Genomic DNA, 22,771 nt, shown 5'->3' on the forward strand with positions numbered 1-22,771 from the left:
AGAATTTATGCGTAACGTATTATTGAAGGTGTTAGGTGTAGTCATTTGCCTGTTATGTATGTCGTGGGAAGTTGTGGCAGAGGGGATTGTCAAGGGAAAAATTGTTGATATGGAAACACGGCAGGCGCTTGTCGGTGCCACGGTTTACGTGGAGGGTGTTTCTGCCGGAACGGTGACGGACACGACCGGGTATTTTGAATTGAAGTTAAAAAAGACAGGGGAAGTCGTGTTGCGGTTCCGTAATGTGGGTTACACGGAATTGAAAAAGAAGGTCGTTGTCGGGGATAAAACAATCCATTTAGGTATTATCGAGATGGAGCCGGAAGTGATCGGCTTGTCCGACGTGGTGGTGACGGGCTCGTTGGCGATAGACCGGAAGACCCCGGTTGCCTTGTCCGTGATCACGGCTTCGGATATCGAGAACAAGTTGTCGACACAGGAGTTTCCGGAGATATTGAAAGCCACGCCGAGCGTGTATGCCACGAAGGAAGGTGGTGCTTTTGGTGACGGGCGTATTAATCTCCGGGGATTCGAGACGGAGAATATTGCCGTCATGGTGAATGGCGTACCGGTGAATGAAATGGAGTGGGGCGGGATTTATTGGTCCAACTGGTCAGGTTTGGCTGATGTAACCCGTATGATTCAAGTGCAACGGGGATTGGGAGCTTCCAAGGTATCCGTGCCGTCTGTCGGGGGATCTATTAATATCGTCACTAATTCAACCAACGCGAAGAGCGGGGCGTCTGTCGCGTATAGCGTGGGGAATGACGGGTACAATAAAGTAGCGTTCAGTGCTTCTACCGGGTTGAGCGAGAAGGGCTGGGCGATGTCTATACTGGGCTCAAGGACTTGGGGCGATGGTTATATACAAGGAACCGATTTCGTGGCTTATTCTTATTTCATTAATATTTCCAAGCGATTGGGGGATAATCACGAGTTGTCACTGACCGCGCTGGGTGCTCCCCAATGGCATAACCAGCGGAATAGGAATGATAAGATGAGTGTCGAGGCTTGGAAAGAATTGAATGATACGAAATATAACCCGAGTTACGGTTTCTCAACTTGGATGGAAAAGAAGGTACGGAAGGTATCCGCTTATAACAAGTATCACAAACCGCAGATTTCTTTGAATCACCTTTGGCAGATAAACGAGAAGTCAAGCCTTTCGAACGTGTTTTACGTGTCTTTGGGTAGAGGCGGCGGATATGGAGGGCGGGGTAATAAGGCTCATAAGAATGACTGGTATGGTACTTATGGCGGGAAGCCTACCACGAAGTTCCGGAATGCGGACGGCACGTTTAATTACACGGGTATCTATGAACTGAATGCGGCAAGTGTAACCGGTTCGGAGATGATTATGGCAATGAGTAAGAACGAGCATAATTGGTACGGTCTGATTTCTACCTATACGACAAAGTTAGGGCAGTATTTTGACGTGTATGGCGGTATAGATTTGCGCTATTACAAGGGGAAACACTATAATGAGATAGTGGATTTGTACGGCGGGAAATATTTTATTGACGATAGCCGTATGAATGTAAAATATAAGGCTGATGATTATTTATGGCAAAACGAGGAGTTGAAGAAGGGGGATATCGTTTACCGGAATTACGACGGGTATATGATGCAGGAAGGATTTTTCGCGCAAGGGGAATATAACCGGGACGCGTTGAGCGTGTTTGTCGCGGGTTCTCTTTCAAATATTACCTATTGGCGGAAAGACCATTTTTATTACTCGAAAGCCGATGCTAAGTCGGATAAGGAGAACTTCTTGGGATATACTATAAAAGGAGGGGCAAATTATAATCTGACGGAGAATCACAACGTGTTCGCGAATATCGGGTATTTCTCCCGGGCTCCTTATATGCAAGGAGGTGTGTTCTTGCAACAGGACGTGAGCAACGAAACTAATCCGGACGCGGTGAACGAGAAAGTGTTTACTTTTGAATTGGGGTATGGGTTCCGTTCCGTTTGGTTGGATGCTAACGTGAATTTGTACCGTACCTCGTGGATGGATAAGACGTTGGCTAATTTCTTTGAAAAGAATGGAGAACGTGTACGGGTGAATCTGACGGGATTGGATGCGTTGCATCAAGGGATTGAGTTGGATTTCGAGTTGCGTCCGCTGAAAGATTTGAAGATTACCGGAATGTTTTCTATCGGGGATTGGTATTGGAACGGTGACGGTAAAGGATATGCTTATAATTCGTCCGGACAGCCGGTGGATAAGAATGGTCAGCCGGTGAGTGAAATCGGGGGAAAGGATCATGCTCAAAATATAGTTAAATTGGATGATGTTCGGGTGGGAAATTCAGCACAGACTACTTTTGCCTTGGGGGGACAATACCAGTTCTTGAAGGGATTGCATGTCGGAGTGAATTATTCTCATTTTGCTAGAAATTACGCGAAGTTTACACCTTCTTTAGCGTATGACCTGGGAGCGGAGAAGGCATTCGAGTCACCTTGGAGAATGCCGTCTTACGGGGTATTGGATGCGAATATCAGTTATCGTTTTCCCGTGGGAAAACTGTTCGGGGTGATGATTTCCGGTAACCTGAATAATGTCTTGGACAAAGAGTATATTGCCGATGCCGAGGATGGTAAAGATCATGATGAGGCATCCGCGAAGGTGTTCTACGGTTTCGGACGTACGTTCTCGTTAAGATTGAAAATTACATTTTAGTTCCAAAGTCCGTAAGGTCTTTAAAGTCCATAAAGTCATAAAATGTTGAATTATTTTATAATTTTGTGGGCTTTAAAGACCTTATGAACTTTATGGACTTTATAAACTTTTGACTATTATGGCTTTCATGAGTATATTGCAGCGTTTTAGGGTGTATTTGCGTCAGATTCTTGATCCATCGGATGAGCAGGAGCGGGAGGAAGATACCGTCGAGTCGATACGAAAAGGGATCGTGTTCCGGGGAACGAATCTGTGGGTATTGATTTTTGCGACGTTTATAGCTTCGTTGGGATTGAACACTAATTCCACGGCCGTGATTATCGGAGCCATGCTGATTTCTCCGCTGATGGGACCGATCATGGGAATCGGGTTAGGAGTCGGTATCAATGATTTCGAGTTGATTAAAAAGGCGTTCCGTAATCTGATGATAGCGACGATTTTCAGCGTGTTGACCTCTACCTTGTATTTTTTGTTGTCGCCGTTGAACGAGGCTCGTTCGGAGTTATTGGCACGGACGACTCCCACGATATACGACGTGTTGATTGCCTTTTTCGGCGGTATGGCGGGCATTGTGGCTTCTGCCACGAAGTTGAAAGGGAACGTGATCCCGGGAGTGGCTATTGCCACGGCATTGATGCCGCCCTTGTGTACGGCGGGGTTCGGGTTGGCGAGTGGTAACCTGACCTATTTCTTCGGGGCTTTCTATTTGTTCACGATTAACTCGGTATTTATCGCGGTTGCCACGACCTTGGGCGTTCGTTTGATGCATTTCTCGAAAAAGAAGTTCATGGATAAGGAGCGGGAGAAGAAAGTACACCGTATCGTGTATTCGATTATCTTCCTTACGATGGTGCCGAGTTTGTATATTACTTACAACATGGTGAAAACGAATATCTTCGAGACGAATGCCAGTCGTTTTATAAAGAATGAATTTAATTTCCCGAATACTTTGGTTGTCGATAAGATAGTCAAAGCGGAGCAACCGGAACGGCGGATTGAAGTTTCGTTAATCGGGAAAGAGATTTCGGAAGACGTGATTGTTTCGCTGAAAGAAAAGATGTTGCAATACGGGTTGGGTGATATTCCCTTAATCATTCAACAGGGATTCGGGAAAGAGGATGCCGGGTTGCAGAATGACGTGAGCAATATGTTGTTGCAGGATTATTATATGCAGAATAAACAGCGGATTGCTTCGCAGGAACAGGAGATTGTACAATTGCGTTCCCGCTTGGAGTCTTATCTGTTATACGACACGATCGGGCGGCTGATTAGCCCGGAAATAAAAATCCTTTATCCTTCGGTAAAGAATATTGCCATTTCCAAAGTGATTCGCAGCAGTGTCGATTCTTCTTATACCGACACGTTGACCATTGCAATTGTCGCCTTGGAAAAGCCTTTGGCTGTGCCGGAGGAAGAACAGTTGACGGCTTGGCTATCCGCGCGGGTTGGCGTGAAAACGCTGAAATTGATTAAAGAGTAATCGCTCCCCGGATAACGTATCGTACGGCTAAAAAGCTGGGTATAGTACAAAACATGATCCAGAGGAAAAAGTTCTGGTATCCCGCGAGTTCCTGAATGTAGCCGGAAATCATGCCCGGAAGCATCATGCCGAGAGCCATGAAGCCGGTGCAGATGGCGTAGTGGGCGGTTTGTTGCTGTCCCTTGCTGAAGAGCATCATGAAGTAGGTGAGGGCGGTGAAGCCGAAACCGTAGCCGAACTGTTCGACAGCGACACAGGTAGAAATGAGCCACATGGCGGATGGATGGGCAAATGCCAGATAGACGTAGACGAGGTTGGGAAGGTTCATGGCGGCGGTCATCCACCAAATCCAGTGCTTTAAGCCGTTTTTTGCCATAACGATACCGCCGAGGATGCCGCCGACAGTTAAGGCGATTAACCCGACCACGCCGTAGATGGTGCCGACTTGAATGGTGTCCAGTCCCAGTCCGCCCACTTCCGGGTGATCCAGCAGGAAAGGAGAGGCTATTTTCACGAGTTGGGATTCTGCAAAACGGAATAACAGGATAAATGCCAATGCCGCCAGTATGCCTTTTTTTTGAAAGAATGTGACAAAGGTTTCAAGGAAGGCTTTGAGCGGACTGCCGTTTTTCACGGGGACGTCGTTCTCCGGTTTTGGAAGTATAAACTGATGATACAAGAAGAGTAGGACAAAGAGGGCTGCCAATAGATAGAAAGTGATTGACCAAGCCCGCGGGACGGCAATCTCTTCGGGAAGAGTGGCGGAATATGTTTTTTCAAGCCAGCCGGCAAGCATAACGATGAGTCCCTGTCCGGTGAGCATGGCAAGGCGGTACGCCGTGTTGCGGATGCCCACGAAGAAGGCTTGCTTTTTGGTATCCAGACCGAGCATGTAAAAGCCGTCGGCAGCGATGTCGTGAGTGGCGGAACTGAAAGCGAGCAACCACATGAAAGCTAAAGAGTAACGAAAAGCATGGGGACCGGGTAAGGTAAGTGCCACCCCGGCAAGACCGCCCCCGATAAGGAGTTGCATGGATATTACCCACCAGCGTTTTGTCTTTACAATGTCTACCAAAGGGCTCCACAGGGGTTTGATCACCCAAGGGAGATAGAGCCAACTCGTGTAGAGGGCAATGTCCGTGTTATTTACCCCCAGTCGTTTGAACATGATGACCGCGAGAGTCATGACGACGACATAGGGAAGACCTTGTGCGAAATATAGGGAGGGTATCCAAGACCAACCGGAAGTATTGATTTTTGATTTCATGATTTACGATTTAAGATTTTAAACTCTCTTCCGGCTTCGCCGTATTGAGCTCTCGCTCGAACTGGCTCTCACTCGGTAACGTGAAAACAAGTTTCCCCGCTACTCTCGCTTACTCGCCAGTTTCCCTCTATAAACAGAGGGAGAGCTGAATTACTCACCGTTTTTGGGATGAGTCCCCAGCTCCTCCTCTGTTTATAGAGGAGGTGGCAGCGAAGCTGACGGAGGTGTTTTCATTTTCAATTTTCAATTCTCCATTTTCAATTGTTTTGATTTTAGTTCCGGGGAAATAATGTGTCAGTATCTCTTTGTAATTGTATCCTTTGGCACTCATGACAGCAGCACCGATCTGACAAAGACCGACGCCGTGTCCCCAGCCGGCACCTTTGAGGGTGAAACGGACGGGAGTTCCGGAAGAGTCTTTTTCTGTTTCGATAATAAAGGCAGAGCTGTATAAATGTGACGGCGAGAGGGCTTTTCGAATGATAAGTTCCTTGCCGATAACCATGCTTTTTTTCGAACCGGAGATGCGGAGGCGGATGATACGTCCCGATACGCCTCGTTGCAAGGGTTCGAGGGCGTGTATGGTGCCGAAATCAATACCGAGTTTGCTCTTCACGAGGGCGGATAATTCCTCGGTTGTGTAAGAAATCTGCCAGCGGAAGAAATCCTGTGTTTCTTGGTCGTAGTCATTTAATACGTTGGAGAGTATTTGTTTGTCCCGCGTGTTGCAGAAAACATCCGGGGCAGAGGTAATCCATGCTTTGGCATGTTCCTCCCGTGAAAGATCCGGTACAGGGGTGAGGGAGGCACTGTCAATGACATTCGTGAGGTACGGGTGATTGACGGGTTCCCACGTGTTGTCGAAACGCTCGGATACTCCCCCGCAACATTTGGAGAAACGGGCGTCACAAATCTCTTCTCCATAAAGAAGTACTTCCCCCCGGGTAGCCTCTATCGCTTGTTGCACGGCAGGGGTATATGCTTTGCTGATTCCTTGGTAACGTTGGCAATGATCGTCGGCACATACGTCGAAATGGTCATGGTCTTCCCGGTCGAACCAGCGGATATATTGGTTTTCATCTCGAAGACAAGATTGATAATCTGCGGTGAGTCGTTCCTTTTTTACTTTTTGGGCGATCAACCAACTGCGAGAGATAACGGCATGGGCTTTTAATAATTCAAGCGAAGAGGTGGCACTCATCTCGGAAGAAATGACACTCAGTAAATAATCTTCGAGCGGGAGAATATTGACGGCAGTCAGGTATTGTTGTTCGTCTAATATTTGTAATGCACCTTTGAACTTCTGGTTTTCCGTGCGTTCCCAATGAAAATGGATACCGATAACGACATCGAGTAAATCGAAATCGGCTTGCTCGTGCTCATCGGGCGTGAGCGTGAAGCCGGAAGATATGGTTTGCTGTCCCGCGGAAGTTTGTAAGATTAATACCTCCTCGTTTTTTATAACGGAACATTCCCCCGTGTAAGTTTGCTTCTCGTTCCGGTAGATACCGTTTAGACGGAACTTGATGCAGGGGGCGAAGAGGATACCGACAGATAAATTCATGAATTTACGATTTTAGATTTATGATTTTAGATTTATGACACACGTGCTTGCGCTTTTAAGACATTCGTAAATCGTGAATCATAAATCGTAAATTATTAAATTGTTCATCAGTTAAGGTCAGTTGGCCGAATAAGTCCCGCAGGAGGGGAACGTCGAGGCGGTTGAAGTCAGCTTCGCGGGGGGAGATGATTAATCCGGCGAAGTCCACGCAACCGGGGCTGAACAATATGTTATCCGCTCCCTCGGCAAAGAATTGCCATGGACGATGTTGACGGCGGGGGAATATGACGATTTGCCATTCCTCGTTCTTGTGCCAAGCGAAAAGATTAATCATGGGTTCCGGATCATTGGGAGTGACCTTGCCGATCATGTTTAAAATCTCATGGAAATTTCGTTCAAGAAGCTCCTTGTCGGCGGAACGGATGATGATGTTTTTGCGGATATAGTTTTCAATGCTTTCTACGATTAAGGTTTTGTCGGGAGTGGTAAATAAGATTTCTTTGCTACAATGGGTTATATCCGTTTCCAAAGGCATTTCATAACGAGGCGCCAGTTGGAAGTGAAAATGATCGGGAGCGGAGGCTCCGCTTCGGGGACCATTGTAAAAGATGGTATATTCCGGATAAGCGCGGGCGATGTTCAGCATATCTCCGAAATGCCCGGCAATGAGTTGCGGGATATGCTGTTTTGCCGGAACCGTGTAATGCCGGGAGAATATGGGATAAGGGTTCACCCGTATATCAAATGTCGGGTTATAATCAAAACTCTGTTGTTCCGGTGGCATATTCTCTTTGCACAAGAAACAAGCTCTCGCTTTAAGAGAGGCCTCGTCTATTTTTGCCGCGGCAGACAGTATCCTGTCCGGGTTGTGTTGTACGCGTATTTGGAAATCTCCAAAGTCTACCGAGCGATAAAGCACCTGTTTTAAACGGTCGTAATTGTTGCTCGCTGTTGCCCAAACGGCTAATTGGTCTTCTAAGAATGGATCAAAAAACATGCTGATTTTAGATTTATGATTTTAGATTTTAGATTCCAGCCGCACAAATTCAACTCTTGTTTTGTTCATTTTCAATTTTCAATTCTCCATTTTCAATTGTTTGTCTCGCGAATAATTCTATCGTTCTAATCTTGTCTTTATAGAAATTGTGTTGATTTACCCGTTGAATGTCGAGGTCTGCATCGGAATTACCTTCCCAGCGGCGGCACAGGTATAGCGGTTCGTATATACGCCCGATCCGGTACTCCCGTGAAATGGCCAGAGCGGTAGCGTAATCTTCCCCGTAGCTGACATTCGGGATTTTTATTTCCCGGAGTAAAGGGGTATAGAAGGCTCGCGGAGCCCCTAATCCATTTACGCGCAGGGCGTTGTTGCGTCCGTTGTCGGGAGTCCATTCCTTGTGGTCGATGATTCCCGGTGGAATTTCTTCCAGATTAAAATTGACCATACGGTAACTGCCGATGACCATAGCGCATTGTTGCTCGCGGAAAGTATCGACAATGGTTTGCAATACCTTCTCGTTGATATAGAGGTCGTCACTGTCCAGTTGCACGGCAAAACGTCCGCAAGCCGGATGCATGACGGCGTGCGTCCAGCACCCGCCGATACCCAAATCCGTGCGTTCCGGGATGAGGTGAATCACTCGCCGTTCTTTTGAGGCGATGTCGGATATGATTCGGGTGGTGTTGTCCGTGGAATGGTTGTCAATGACAAGGATATTATATTTGAAACCGGTTTGTTGCGTGAGGACGGAGTGAATGGCGTCGGCAATGGTTTTCTCCCGGTTGCGCACGGGAATAATGACCGATGCTTCCGTCTCGAATGATTCGCGGGTCAGGTCAATGGCTTTGAATCGCGGGGAAAGATAGGCTCCTACCATTTTCAGGTGAGCCGTGCATGCCTGTTCCATTTCTATCTGTACTTCCCGGTTCCGGGGATTCACGTAATCAAATTGCTTCTCCCCGGAACGCCGGGTGTCCTGTTCTATCTCCGAGTACAGAAATTCGGGAATCCTGAAGATTTGCCCTTCCCGGGAGAGGCGCAGGCGCAGGTCGTAAAGTGCCGCGTACCGGTAATTCGTGTCCATTTCTCCAACGACTTTTTTGAACGTTTCTGTTTTTACAAGAAGCACGGAACCGAAATCGAAATCGTCACGAAGGCTCCCCGTCTGATATTCTATGGTCGGGTGGGGGGTGGGGTGTCCCTCGTGTTCCGCGTAATAATCTGAATAGAGCATGACAGCTCCGGTCGCCCGGGCGATTTGAACAAAACGTTCCTCGGCGTATGCCCCAAGCCGGGGAGAGGGAGATTTCGTGTAAAGAAAGAAATAGGGAGTATACACGGAATCAGCTATTTGCTTTAATGTTTCGGTGTTTTCAAAATATTTGCTGCTGACGCAAGAAATCTTTGACATAAAGAATACTATTTAGGTTGAACTCAAAGATATATTCTTTTTGCAGGAAATGAAATATTTTGTTCGATTTTGTATGAAAATTAATATCTTTGCGTCGTTACTAAAAAGAAGATGTTGGAATTCCTCTGGAAAAAATATCAATATTTGAAGCATGGATGCTTGTTCTTTTTGTTGTTGTGCATAAGCTGGACGACGACAGGCAAGAATCTTGGCCCGGATTCATTGATATTGATAATCAGTTCTTATAACCCCGAAACCTCGCAGACATCCCGGAATATATCCGAATTTTTGGATGAATACAATGCTTCGAGCGGTAAATCTTCGGTGGCAATAGAGAACATGAACTGTAAGAGTTTTTCCGAGGCTTGCTCTTGGAAATCCCGGATGAAAGATATTTTGGCGAAATACACCGGCAAGAGTTTGCCCAAGGCGATTATCTTGCTGGGGCAGGAAGCATGGACATCCTATCTTTCACAGGATTCACTGACCTCTTTTCATATTCCGATTATAGGGGGAATGGTGAGCCGGAACGCCGTGTTGCTGCCGGAGGATGGGACGGATCTCGAGAATTGGGAATCGGAGAGTGTGGATGTTGTCAATGATAGTTTAAAGAATTTCCGTATTTTAGGATTCGCTTACGAGTACGATGTCGAAAAAAATATTGAGTTGATTCTGGATTTCTATCCCGACACGAAGCATATTGCCTTTATTTCCGATAATAGTTATGGCGGTGTTTCTTTGCAGGCTCTTGTAAAAGAGGAAATGCGGGAAAAGTATCCCGATTTGGATCTAATTTTATTGGACGGTCGGAAACATACCGTTTATTCGATTACCGAAAAAATCTCAACATTACCCGAGAAGACCGCGATTTTATTGGGAACTTGGCGAGTGGACAAGAATGACGGGTATTTCATGCGGAATGCCACGTATTCGATGATGATGACGAATCCGGGTTTGCCGGCTTTTACCGTTACTTCTATCGGTATGGGGTATTGGGCTACCGGGGGACGCGTACCGGAATACAGGACTGTCGGTAAGGATATTGCCCGTTTGGTCATAGGGTTGGAAAACCAGTCCGATTCGGTATTGTCCGAACAGGGGTTACAGATTATTCCCAATCAATATTGTTTTGATTACGAGAAATTGAGGAAGGGTAACTTTTTGAATAAAGAGGTGGCAAAGGGTGCCCTCTTCTACAACAAGAAGTTATCTTATTTCGAGGAATACAAGTATCAAATCATAGGGGTTGCGCTGGCATTTATCCTGTTATTGCTGGGATTCGTGTTGGCGATGTATTTTTACCTTCGCACGAAGCGGTTTAAGGATGCTTTGGTTGAAGCGCAAAAGGATAATACCCTTATTCTGAATAACGTGAACACGGGAATTAAATTTATTAATCCCGATTTCACGATCAAGTGGCATAATGGGGTTGATTTTACGGCTCTTATGGAATGTGTATCCAATTCGAAAGGGGAGGTTTGCTATAAAGCGTTACGGGATTTGGAGCAGCCTTGCCCGTACTGTCCGGCCGTTACGGCGATGAGAACGGGTAAGGTGGCGGACACGATTGTGAAACAGGGGAATTATTACATTTATATTCTGGCGAATCCGGTATTTGACGAGGAGAAGAATTTACTGGGAGTGGTAATGCGTCTGGAAGATATGACCAAGCAGAAGCAGATAGAGATTGAATTACGTCAGGCGAAAGAGAGGGCGGAGGAATCGGATCGGTTGAAATCAGCGTTCTTGGCTAACATGAGCCACGAGATTCGTACCCCGTTGAATGCTATCGTCGGTTTCTCCGGTGTGCTGGTGGCGGATGACTATGATGTCGCTACCCGTCGTGAATTTGTAGAAATTATACAGAAAAATTCGGATCTCTTGCTTCGGTTGATTAATGATATTCTGGATATATCCCGGTTGGAAACAGGGCGTTTGAAATTCTCGTTCGAGGAAACAGAACTTGTTTCGTTGTGCCAGAGCGTGTTGGCAACGACGAGTTATGGTAAGAAAGATGGTGTCGAATACGTGTTCAAAGCTCCATGTGAACAATATATGTTGCGGACAGACGTTCAGCGTTTGCAGCAGATATTGATAAACTTATTATCCAACGCCAATAAATTCACGACGCGAGGAAGTATCACTTTAGCTTTCGAGGTTGACGAGAAAGAAGATTGTATTTATTTCAGCGTGACGGATACCGGTTGCGGTATCCCGGAAGAGAAGCAAAAGAAGGTGTTCGAGCGTTTTGAAAAATTGGATGAATACGTGCAGGGTACAGGGCTCGGATTGGCTATTTGTAAATTGACAATCACCATGATGGGCGGTGATATCTGGATTGACAAGAACTACACGGAGGGAGCCCGTTTTGTCGTGCGGCATCCCTTGAATGTGAAATTGGTTTCGGAAGAATAAGTCTTTAACTATCTTTGAATAGGGGTGAAACTCTACTGTCATGCGGCTTTCTTATGACTATTGGGTGACTATTGGGCGGCATCGCCTACATATCGCCTACATATCGCCTACTGTTCGCCCACGTTTTAGCAAAGAATATGCTTTTTTAACACCCGCTTATGATTTGCCCCGCTTATGATTTGTCCGGCAGGTTGGAAGATCGTTTTATCTTTCGCTCAAGATATACCCTAGTATAACGGTTGGTATACAACAAGTGAGGAGTGGAGGGGGAGTGGGCTAAATAGTGAAAAAGTGTTTTGTTTTTGTAGAAATGTTTGTATATTTGTAATGCGTAACATACTCAACGGCGGGGAAACCTGCCACAATGTGACAGGCATTTTTTGTGCCTGTTATCTCCATACGGCGGTTCCGTACCCCCGTGATGGAGTGTTAATGCATCCACAGCCGTTGAGGTGTTACGCAACGGGACAGGCGGAACCGTCTTTTTTTCTGCCAATAAAAAAGAAAGCTAATGGGGAAAGCAAATGATCGGCGTACCCGTGTGAAAGGTCTTTCGGGATACAAGACAAATGTACGGAAACTTGTGATTAAGGAAATTATTGCTAACTTTGTTTCAAAGGTCTGAGATAAAGGGTTATTTTCGAACATGTAATATACAGGGGTCTTATGCAATCGCGGAAGTCGGATATGGAGCTTATTCATGCGATTCGTGAAGGTAGCGCGGCTGCTTTTCATGAGTTGTATTCCCGTTATTCCAAAATGGTGTATCGTCATATTCTTGTTCGGGTAAATTCTTCTTTTGACGCGGATGATATTTTTCAAGAGTTTTTCGTCAAGTTTTGGGAGAAAAGGAGTTCTCTGGAAGTAACTTCTTCCGTGCAGGGGTATTTGATGGTTTCGTTGAAGAATCATATTCTAAACACGATAAAATTGGAACAAATCCGGGATAAACATCACGAGTTGGCGCAGGGTGAGAAGGAGGAAGCGGATGATTACACGTGGGTGAAAATTGTGGCGGAAGATTTGAATGACAAGTTAAAAGAGGTCGTCGAGGGATTGCCGCCTCGGTTGAAGTGTGTGTATATACTTAGTCGGGAACAAAATTTGTCAGTGAAAGAGATCGCTGGTAAACTTTCCGTGTCGGAGCAAACCGTTAAAAATCAATTGACTGAGGTGCTTCGGCGATTGCGAAATGAAATGATGCAGAATAATTTTTTATTTTAGAATAGTACTACCTGTCGCTCCGATTTGTCATATAATAAAGGACAAGAATTTATGAGCGTAAACGAAATATATGATTTATTGAAAAAATACCGGGAGAATGAATGTACCCCGGAGGAGAAAGAACGTATTATTCGGTGGTATCAGCAGTTTGAGCAGGAAGCCGAGCTATTGCCTGAAATTCCGCAGAGAAAGTTGGATCAATTGTGGAGTTCTATTGAAAACCGGGTAAACGGAAGGAAAGGACGACGCATCGGGTGGATATACCGCTGTGCCGTTGCCGCGGTTATTTTATGCTTGGTCGCGGGGGGCATTGCTTACTACAATCAAGGAGCGAAGAAAAATGGAGTGGAATTGGTTCAACAGGAGATACTTCCGGCAAAGGGAGTTGTCGTTTTGCAATTGAGTGACGGGCGTCAAGTCCCGTTGACGGAGGCGGTGACGATTAGGGATCGGGAGGGGATGATTATCAAGAATGATTCGACGAAAGTGCTGGATTATACTTTGGCGGGGGACGGTGCGGTACAGCCGGTGTATAATACAATCACGGTTCCGGCGGGGGGAGAGTATCGGGTACTTTTGTCGGACGGTTCGTGTGTCCGGTTAAATTCGTGTTCGTCGTTGACATACCCGGTACCGTTTCACGGTGACGCGCGGGAAGTGAAATTAAAGGGAGAGGCTTTTTTTGATGTCGTGAAAGGTGTGAAGCCGTTTATTGTCAAGACCTCGAGTATGGATGTGCGTGTGTTGGGAACTTCGTTCAACGTGTCGGACTACGAGGATGACTATCAAGCCCAAACGACTTTGCTGGAAGGGCGTGTAACTGTAAAAGAATATGAAATTACGCCGGGTATGATGCTTGCCTATTCCAAGCGGGACGGGCAGGTACGGACGGAGGAAGTGGATACCGATCTTTACGTGTCATGGATGAAAGGGAAATTCCGGTTTGAGGATATGCGTCTGGAAGATATTATGACCAAATTGAATCGTTGGTATGATTGTGAAGTTGAATACGCGGACGCCTCTTTGCGCGGATTACGTTTTAGCGGTGCCGCGGAGAAAGACCGACCGGCGAGTTATTTATTAGGGATGATCGAAACCGTCACGGACGTGAAGTTCAAGGTTTCGGGCAAGAAGATTTTAGTTATGAATAAATGAAAAACAGGGAGTTCTCACCCTCCCCGTTTAAATAATCAATAAACAGCATTCGCGAAGCGTGTCGACCAAACTCTTTTCGTGAATGAGTTATAAACTATAATAACAAAGGTATGAAAAAAAAATGGATGTGTAAAATTTTGAGGTACATGCGGAATCTATTTTTATTATTATTGATTTCAGCCTCTAGTGTATGGGCTAGGGTAGGATACTCGCAGGGAAAACAGGAAACTTTTAACGTGAAGAGCGGTACGATAGAATCGATCTTCAAGCAGATCAAGAAACAGAGTCAGTACGAGTTTTTCTACAACACGTCGATTCTGGACGTGAAGAAAGACGTTGCTTTGACATCGACGAGCGGCACGTTGGAAGAGATTTTGGAACAGGTGTTGGGTGATAAATACGTCTACACGGTCAGGGATAATTATATCCTGATCTCGGAGAGAAAGACGGTATTACCGGACGAAGTAAAGAAAATCACGATAAAGGGTGTCGTGAAGGATAAAAAGGGTGAAACGCTACCGGGCGTGTCCGTTCTGTTGAAGGGTACGGCTATCGGGGTGGCAACAGATGTAAAGGGTGAGTTTACGTTGACCATTCCCGAGCAGGATACGATCGTCTTGCGGTTTTCTTTCATCGGGATGAAGATGAAAGACGTGGTTTACAAGAAGCAGGACAAACCGCTCACGGTGGTGTTGGAGGAGAGTTCGACGGAGATGGACGAGGTGGTCGTTACCGGTTATCAGGAGATTAAGAAAGAGCGGATGACGGGATCGGTAGAGGTGGTTACCTCGAAAGATATCGCCAATAAAGGGTACACCAGCGTGGAGGACGTGTTGAAGGGACAAATGGCGGGAGTCGCGGTAATGAATCTTTCCGGACGACCGGGAGCCCAAGCCCGTATACGGATTCGGGGTATCAATTCGCTGACCGGCGATACGAATCCGATCTGGATCGTGGACGGGATGCCGCTCACGGGAAATGTTCCCGAGGTGAGCATGGGTGGTACGGAGTTCGAGGAAACGGTGCTGACGAGCGGTATCGGTAATATCCCGCCGGATGATATCGAGAGTATCACCGTGTTGAAGGATGCTGCTGCCACTGCCATTTACGGTTCCCGTGCGGCGAACGGGGTTATCGTGGTGACGACGAAGCGGGGAACTGCCGGGCGGTCGTATATTAATATACAAGCCTCTTACGGTTTGAGCGAAGCCCCGGATAATCGCCTGAAGATGATGAACACGAGGGAGAAAATCGCTTTCGAACGGGGTATATATGAAGATTTCCCGGGATTGAATATCGGGGGACGGGTATATCAGTTGTTGAAGAACGTGGATAACGGTTTGATTTCAAAATCGGATGCCGAGGCGGAAATTGAGAGGTTGAGTAAAATCAACACGAATTGGTTCGATAAGATTTTCCGGGTGGCGCAGACGCAGAATTACAGTATCTCACTTTCCGGCGGTAACGAAACGACACAGTATTATGGTAGTCTTTCTTACCTGTCACAAGAGGGTGTGATGCCGAACAACAAGTACGAGAGCATGGGTGCCTCGATGAAATTGACTCATGATTTTAATAAATTCCTGAGGGTTCATTTCGATGTGCGAAGTAGTTTGCGTAATGACCGTAGTTCCGCCTCTCCCGTGAACCCGCTGGATTACGCGACTTATGCCAATCCTTACGAGCGTGTGTATGACGAGAACGGGGAGTACGAGTACGACCGTAGTTCTTATTCCACTTTGAGCGCCATAAAGGACGGGTACAAGTATGATTTCAATATCTTGAAGGATATGAACGAGAACACGACGAAATCAAGATATTTGAGCAATCAGGTCAGCTTGAAACTCGAGTTCAAGATTCTGGAAGGATTGATGCTTTCTTCCATGGGGACATTCTCGAGTTCGAACAATCACTCGAAGAAGGAATTGGTTCCCGGCTCGTATGCCTCGAAAGCCTCTTCATGGCTCGCGGGATTGTACTCGGAGGGGGAGGTGCCGGACGAGATGAATAACGGTATGATTCGGGAATCGACTTCCCGTTCTCAGCAATGGACGATTCGCAATCAGTTGGAATTTGCACGCGGATTCTCCGGTGAGGATCATTATATCAATGCTTATTTCGGGCAGGAGGTTTCTTCTTCAAAAGGATACGGTTTCACGAGCATGATCCCGGAATGGAGTGATGTCTACGGGGTGGCTACTTATCCTGATTTGACAGGATGGACGTTGAAATCGGCTTTTAAAAATTCGTTATCGAGTCTGGGATCTCATTCCGAAACGCAGGATAGAAGTGTATCCTTGTTTATGACGGGATCTTACAGTTATAAAGACCGCTACGTGTTTCAAGGAAGTGCCCGTTTGGACGGGGTGGATATTATCGGGACGAAGAATCGTTTCTCTCCGCTTTGGAACGTGAGTGGCAAGTGGAACCTGCATAACGAGGCTTTCATGAGTCGATTCGGTTTTATCAATCAGTTGGCTTTCCGGGTTTCTTACGGTTTTGTCGGAAGTATCGACCGCAACGCTTTGCCTTTCTCTGTTTTGCGTAAGGTAGATAATTTCTCGTACAACGGAGAGAAGATTATGGATTGTTACGATCCTTCCAATCCGTCGATCAAGTGGCAACGTCAGGAGAACCGGAATATCGGGTTCGACGCATCGTTGTTTAATAACAGGATAAATCTGGTCGTGAATTATTATAATAATGATACGCGAAATCTGTTGGACGATAAGAAGATAGCGGCATCCACGGGACGTCTTTTCGTGGCGGCGAACGTGGCATCGGTGAATAATAGGGGATGGGAGATTAGCTTGAGAACCCTGAACGTGCGGACGAATGATTTTAGTTGGGTTACTTCCGTGAACTTTACAAAGAATAAAGATAAGGTTACGGATACCTACTATCAAGAGTTGAGCGAGATTTCCGCCAGCACAAATTCTACTTTTGAATCTTTGTATAGTTTGTATATTCAAGGACAACCCGTGAAGGCGTATTATGGCTATAAATACGCGGGCGTAGACCCGTACACGGGAAATACGTTAGCTTACGTGGATGGGTTTGATGATGACGGTAACCGATTGGGTACATTGAACGCGGAAGGGAAGTACGTGTATAATATGGATAATGATTTGACTACGCAATTAGCTAACGCTTCCCGGGGATATTTGGGACGGAGTGATCCGCCTGTTACCGGAGGTTTTACGACTCAATTCAATTACAAGAGGTTTAGTCTTTTCGCCCAATTCACTTACATGACGGGGCATCTGGCCCGCTCGTTCCAGTATTACTCCGGCGGGACGGCTTATGCCGCGGCGAAGAATGTGCTGAAGATTGAAGCGAACCGCTGGAGAAAGTTGGGAGATCAAACCGATATTCCCAAGTACGGCACGAGTAGGACGGAGTATTTATACCAGTTATTTGATTTCCGCTTCGAGAAGGGAGATTATTTGAAATGCAACAATATTTCTTTCGGGTATAATTTGGAACCGGAGTTATGCGCTAAATTGCGGATCACCCGGGCTCGCCTTAACTTTAATATGTCTAATGTTTTCACGTTGACGAAATTCAGGGGAATAGACCCGGAGACGAAAGGTGCTTTTACTTACCCGAGTGCTCGCTCGTATACTGTTTCGTTGTCAATAGGTATTTAATTTGAAGGTTATGAAAAGAAATATATTTTTATTGTTTGTCATGGTGTTTTTCTGCGGGGCGTGTGCTGACTTTTTGGATATGCCTCCTAAAAATACGAAAGTAGTTTATACTATCAGTGATGTCCGGGATGCTATGTCCACGTTGTTGTTCGCGACAACATCCTCGAGTTATTGCAAGGGATACGTGAGTAATGGTGTACGGTTTAATGATGAATACGTGCAGTACCCGTTCACGAGGCGTAATAATGTATCGTCCATTTTATACACGAACGATTTGGATATGGTTAATTTCCTTTTTGACGATTTTGCCAATCCTGCCCGCGGTGGTCAGAATTTTGTAAAGGAATACGGGGAGATTAAGAATTGGGAAGGATATTTATTTCCAAGTGAGCTATGGAAGGAGGTCTTTGTTTCTATCGGGTACATCAATATGGTGTTGAAAGATTTGGAGAATGTGCCGGATTATAATAAAACGGATGGCGAGAGGATATCGGGAGAAGCGAGGGTGATCAGAGCTTATTATTTACTTCGGTTGAATCAGTTGTTTGCTCCATATGACAAAAACGAGTACGGTATCCCCTTTAATTTTGATGCCGATGTGGTTCAAGGCGGGAAAAGATGGAAACAGACGGATTTGTACGCGAAGCTAATCGGGGAGATCATGGATGTTCTCGCGTATGAAACAGTGCCTGACGAAGCTTGGAATATATTTTTTAATAAAAGGATAATATACGCTATTCTCGCTCAAACATATCAATTTAAAGCAGAGTCTTGTGCGGCGGAAGATGATGATTGGAGTAAGGCGGAATATTACGCGAAGGAGGCTAGAAAAAATGAACGTGTAGAAAATACGGTAGACGAACAATTCGAGTTGACGACGGTTCCTTTCGGGAAAGGTACGACGAAACCGCATAAGTTCGCTTTATTGCGTTTCGCGATATACGCTTACGGGGGGAATGATTATGCTCCATGGGGAAGACCGGAACAGTTGTTGGTACAATGTCCTTCCGAGGAATTGTACGGCTTGTATGATGCGAATGATATCCGTCGGGAGGTGTATTTTAAGGAGATTGATGGTAAAATATACGTAACGAGGTGGCAGGCGACGGATGATCATAGCGCTAACGATGTGCATGTTTTATTCCGTTATTCCGATTTGATGTTGATTGAAGCGGAAGCTCTTGCCCGTCAAGGGAAAGATGGGGCGCTGGAATTACTGAACGAGTTCAAGCGTAGCAAGATTCCGGGATACACGGGTTATACCGGTAATGACGTGATTGGTGAGATCCTGAAAGAACGTCGTAAGGAGTTCGCTTACGAGGAGCAAATGAATTGGCTGGATATGAAACGGACGGGGGTAAAAGTTACGCGTCAGGCAAAAGACGAGGCGACGAACGAAGTGAAAACGTACACTTTGGAAAGTGATGATTACAGGTACACGTTCCCACTACCTGCCGATTATGAGTTGATGTACAATAATATACCCCAGAATCCGGGTTGGAAGTAATAAATGTAAATGAAAATGTTATGAGATATATAATCGTTTTTTTAATCACGATGTTGTTTTTGACCTCGTGTGAAAAAGAAGAGAGTGTGATTTTTGATTTGAATATTTCACCGGATGAAATTTCAAGAATCGAGTTACGCGGGGATCATAAGACGTTAGTGCCTAACGGAGTCAATAAGATGGGTTTCCGTACTTTCGTGTATGCCAAGAGAAAGGTGATGGCGTATGGTCGGGATGAAGACACGAAAGAATTTTACGGGAAAGAGATCGAGGAAGAGTTTTTGGTTCCTTCGGATCAGTTACCGGCGGACTACGTGAAAGTGTATGACGGGAATGGTAAGGTGGTGGAAGGTAATTATTATTCCACGACGACGGATGCCCCGGGGACGGTGTTACAATTTTACGCGAAAGGGGGAAATCTTGAAAGTAATCGGTTGGATATCACGATTCGGGAGTTGCCGGACGAGAGTTACGAGGAGATCGTGATTCCGGTTGTTTTCCATATACTCGTGCCTCCTGCCACGGCTGCTCCCGGTTATGATTTGAGCGTGGAATTTTTGGAAGGGCAACTTCAACGGGTGTCCGATGCTTTTAACCGGAAGATCACGACAGACCCGAATGCCGGAAACGCGAAGGTCGTGTTTAAATTGGCGACCTATGATTACAACGGGTTGAAAATGCAGGAACCCGGAAAGAATATCGTGGATATTTCGGCAGCCGATTTCACGGCAATGGGAACTTCCTCCACGAAGACTACCCAGTATTTGGCCTATATTTTGAATAAGAAGAAAACGCTTATCTGGGACCCGAATAAGTATATGAATATCTGGGTCGCGAGATTCACGACTTCGACTTCAACGACGGGTGCTTCGACGTCGTACAGGATGTTGGCTCCTTCGGTGATACATTCCGACTATGATTTGGAATCTATCCCGGGATTGACCATGAAACATATGGATAGTTTCACGGTAAATGATGTAACGGATTGTCGTGATGTCGGATTTATGGTGAATTTGGCGGCTTTGTTGTCCCCGTCAACAGTGCAAGGGAAGAATGAATTTAGTCTGGCAACTCCGGTGGCGGAGTATTTCGGGATACTTCAGACGAGGTGTGACAAGTATAGTTATTTGAACCCGGATGGGGATAGCGACTATTGTCCGGATACTTATAGTTTTGACTATGGTTATTATCCCACTGTTTATAAAGGAAATAATCTGGACGGTCAACCGGAGAATGATCCGACCCGTCCCATGGAGTATTTCACGTCCTTTAATGTGCTGGATATGTATAGTTACAAGAATTCTCTCTCTGTCGATCAAGTGAAAAGGTTGAGAATGGTACTGGAGCGATGTCCTTCCCGTTGGGCTTACAAGTCCGATTGGGCATTTACCGGGGGAGATTGATGTATTTTTAGGAGGTATTGATAGTTGAGATTTGAACTCTCTCCGTCGGCTTAGCTGACGGAGAGAGTTTTTAGGAATAATTTGTTGCCGGAATAGTACTTTCGGGTGTTTACAACTGTCTTTTATTTGATGTGATTACCGTGTATTAAAACAGATGTATGATGAGAAGAATATCTTTTATTGTTTTTTGTTTGAGTTTATTGTTCGGGTGTGGTGAACAACAGAAGTTTATCGTTTTGGGAGAGGTTGATGGAATGGAGGGGGATACACTTTTTCTTGCGGCTCGAAATATTGAAGGCCAATGGGATACGTTAGGTGTGGCGGTTGTCGGGTCCGGGATATTTAGATTTGAAGGGAGTGTCCCGCGGCCTTTAATTGCACAAGTACAAGGGAAATCAAGACGTCAGGTGTTGCCTTTGTTTTTGGAGAATCAATCTTTTCATATTTATTTGAATAAGGGGCAATTCGAGCAATCGGAAGTGAACGGGGGCGGGCTTCAGAAGAGTTATAATGAATTTATGATGCAAAAGGCGGATATATATAAAGAGATGCCCGAGTTGGAAAAGGCTTTTGCAGAGGCACGAAAAGCGGGGGAGCGGGAGACTTGTCGGCAGTTGATAGAAAGAAATGATGAGTTGGATTCTATTTACGGGGAAAGTGAATTCCGTTTTTTGAAGGAACAAGGGAATAGCTTACCCGGATTGTATGTCGTGTTCAAACAGAACCCGAGAATGAGATTCGAGCGATTGAAGCCGATGTATGATTTATTGAGTGACGAGATGAAGGATACTCCTTACGGGAAGATTATCACTCAACGTTATTTGGATGCGAAAATAACAGCGAAGGGGGAAATAGCTCCCGATTTTACATTACTGACACCGGAAGGGGATTCGTTATCTCTTTATTCGGTGAAAGCGAAGGTGAAAATACTGGATTTCTGGGCATCGTGGTGTGGACCTTGCCGTGCGGAGAATCCTAATATGGTGGCAATATATCACGAGTTCAAGGAGCGGGGATTGGAAATTATCAGCGTGTCATTGGATTCAAACCGGGAGGCTTGGTTGAAAGCGATCAAGGAAGACGGCTTGACGTGGAGGCACGTGTCGGACTTGAAAGGTTGGCAATCGTCTGCTGCACAGTTGTATAAGATTAGTGCGGTTCCTTCTGTTTTCGTGTTGGATGCTACCAATAGGATTGTGGGGAGTTACGTGAGAGGGGAAAATATAAGGACTTGTGTACAAGGTTTATTATGAGGTACTTGGCATGAAAATATTGAACGCAAAAAACGAACGATTAATGAGTTTCAAAATTATCTAATTTTTAAACATTATCCAAGAAGCTTGGATTTTTTTTCTATCTAATTATCAATGTTTACGAGTTCTGTCCGAAAGATTAAGAATATCTCTTTTTTTAGCTCATTAATCGTTCGAATATTTATCTAAAAAGAGAGGATTGTGCCGGATAGAGCGGACATTGAAATTGTAAATGATATAAAGAAAGGGAGTGTTGCTGCTTTCCACGAGTTGTATTCCCGTTATTCCGATATGGTTTATCGGAATATTCTCGCTCGTGTAAATAATTCCTTTGATGCGGATGATATTTTTCAGGAGTTTTTTATACAAGTATGGGAGAAAAGGAATTCTTTTCTGGTTACTTCTTCCGTGAAGGGTTATCTTTTGATTTGGTTGAGAAATCATATACTTAATTCAATAAAACAGGAACAGGTGCGTGATAAGTATCAGGGAAAATGCGCACCGGAGGAAACAGATGATTACACGTGGGTAAAGATTGTATCGGAAGATTTGAACGAGAATATACGACGGATTGTGTCGGGTTTCCCGTCCCGGCTACAATGCGTGTATATGCTTCGTCACGAACAAAATTTATCCATAAAAGAGATTGCCGAGAAATTATCAGTTTCGGAGCAAACTATTAAAAACCAGTTAGGTGATATACTTCATAGACTTCAACATGAAGTGAGACAGAAAAATTTTTTATTTTCTTTTTAGTAC

Annotated in this window: 14 protein-coding genes; 10 read left to right on the top strand and 4 right to left on the bottom strand. The window is 45.4% G+C overall.

All coding sequences use genetic code 11. The features are described 5' to 3' along the window. Positions 1-7 precede the first annotated feature (7 nt). Together ACK8P8_RS08410 and ACK8P8_RS08415 are read left to right on the top strand one after the other, a co-directional pair. Positions 8-2,683: a TonB-dependent receptor gene (locus ACK8P8_RS08410; RefSeq protein ID WP_099294247.1), complete on the top strand. Its 2,676-nt coding sequence runs from the start codon at positions 8-10 to the stop codon at positions 2,681-2,683. Positions 2,684-2,801: 118 nt separating this feature from the next. After that, a complete protein-coding gene (locus tag ACK8P8_RS08415; RefSeq protein WP_099294246.1) occupies positions 2,802-4,163 on the top strand; it encodes a TIGR00341 family protein in 1,362 nt (453 codons plus the stop codon). Here the strand turns inward: ACK8P8_RS08415 and ACK8P8_RS08420 are convergent. The 4 genes from ACK8P8_RS08420 to ACK8P8_RS08435 form a co-directional block, all read right to left on the bottom strand. Beyond that, a complete protein-coding gene (locus ACK8P8_RS08420; RefSeq protein ID WP_099294245.1) occupies positions 4,153-5,430 on the bottom strand; it encodes an MFS transporter in 1,278 nt (425 codons plus the stop codon). The genes ACK8P8_RS08415 and ACK8P8_RS08420 overlap by 11 nt on opposite strands. Before the next feature lie 154 nt (positions 5,431-5,584). Next, positions 5,585-6,994 carry a SpoIID/LytB domain-containing protein gene (locus ACK8P8_RS08425; RefSeq protein ID WP_410025758.1) on the bottom strand — a complete coding sequence of 470 codons (1,410 nt, stop codon included), beginning with the start codon at positions 6,992-6,994 and terminating at the stop codon, positions 5,585-5,587. 55 nt (positions 6,995-7,049) lie between these two features. Then, on the bottom strand, positions 7,050-7,991 hold the full coding sequence (locus ACK8P8_RS08430) for a DUF4922 domain-containing protein (RefSeq protein ID WP_410025760.1): 942 nt from the start codon (positions 7,989-7,991) through the stop codon (positions 7,050-7,052). Between the two features lie 49 nt (positions 7,992-8,040). Further along, positions 8,041-9,405: a glycosyltransferase family 2 protein gene (locus ACK8P8_RS08435; protein WP_410025761.1), complete on the bottom strand. Its 1,365-nt coding sequence runs from the start codon at positions 9,403-9,405 to the stop codon at positions 8,041-8,043. A gap of 111 nt (positions 9,406-9,516) precedes the next feature. Here ACK8P8_RS08435 and ACK8P8_RS08440 point away from each other — a divergent pair, with 111 nt between their 5' ends. The 8 genes from ACK8P8_RS08440 to ACK8P8_RS08475 all read left to right on the top strand — a co-directional run bounded on the left by ACK8P8_RS08440 (position 9,517) and on the right by ACK8P8_RS08475 (position 22,768). Beyond that, positions 9,517-11,820 (top strand): sensor histidine kinase, encoded by a 2,304-nt coding sequence (locus ACK8P8_RS08440; protein ID WP_369859036.1) that lies wholly within the window; start codon positions 9,517-9,519, stop codon positions 11,818-11,820. Between the two features lie 687 nt (positions 11,821-12,507). Beyond that, on the top strand, positions 12,508-13,044 hold the full coding sequence (locus ACK8P8_RS08445; protein ID WP_369859035.1) for an RNA polymerase sigma factor: 537 nt from the start codon (positions 12,508-12,510) through the stop codon (positions 13,042-13,044). Between the two features lie 51 nt (positions 13,045-13,095). Then, positions 13,096-14,199 carry a FecR family protein gene (locus ACK8P8_RS08450; RefSeq protein WP_369859034.1) on the top strand — a complete coding sequence of 368 codons (1,104 nt, stop codon included), beginning with the start codon at positions 13,096-13,098 and terminating at the stop codon, positions 14,197-14,199. Between the two features lie 146 nt (positions 14,200-14,345). Next, positions 14,346-17,849, top strand: a complete 3,504-nt coding sequence (locus ACK8P8_RS08455) for a SusC/RagA family TonB-linked outer membrane protein (RefSeq protein ID WP_410025762.1) — start codon at positions 14,346-14,348, stop codon at positions 17,847-17,849. A gap of 10 nt (positions 17,850-17,859) precedes the next feature. Next, entirely contained in the window at positions 17,860-19,356 is a 1,497-nt protein-coding gene (locus ACK8P8_RS08460) for a RagB/SusD family nutrient uptake outer membrane protein (RefSeq protein WP_303179744.1), read from the top strand. Positions 19,357-19,376: 20 nt separating this feature from the next. Further along, a complete protein-coding gene (locus ACK8P8_RS08465) occupies positions 19,377-20,759 on the top strand; it encodes a zinc metalloprotease (protein ID WP_227216758.1) in 1,383 nt (460 codons plus the stop codon). A gap of 158 nt (positions 20,760-20,917) precedes the next feature. Beyond that, complete coding sequence (locus tag ACK8P8_RS08470; RefSeq protein ID WP_369859032.1) at positions 20,918-22,012, top strand: redoxin domain-containing protein; 1,095 nt, start codon at positions 20,918-20,920, stop codon at positions 22,010-22,012. A gap of 201 nt (positions 22,013-22,213) precedes the next feature. Further along, the gene (locus tag ACK8P8_RS08475) at positions 22,214-22,768 is read left to right on the top strand and encodes an RNA polymerase sigma factor (RefSeq protein WP_369859031.1); all 555 of its coding nucleotides are present in this window, start codon (positions 22,214-22,216) and stop codon (positions 22,766-22,768) included. Positions 22,769-22,771 lie beyond the last annotated feature (3 nt).

The organism is Butyricimonas muris, assembly GCF_046365375.1.
GTDB lineage: Bacteria > Bacteroidota > Bacteroidia > Bacteroidales > Marinifilaceae > Butyricimonas > Butyricimonas muris.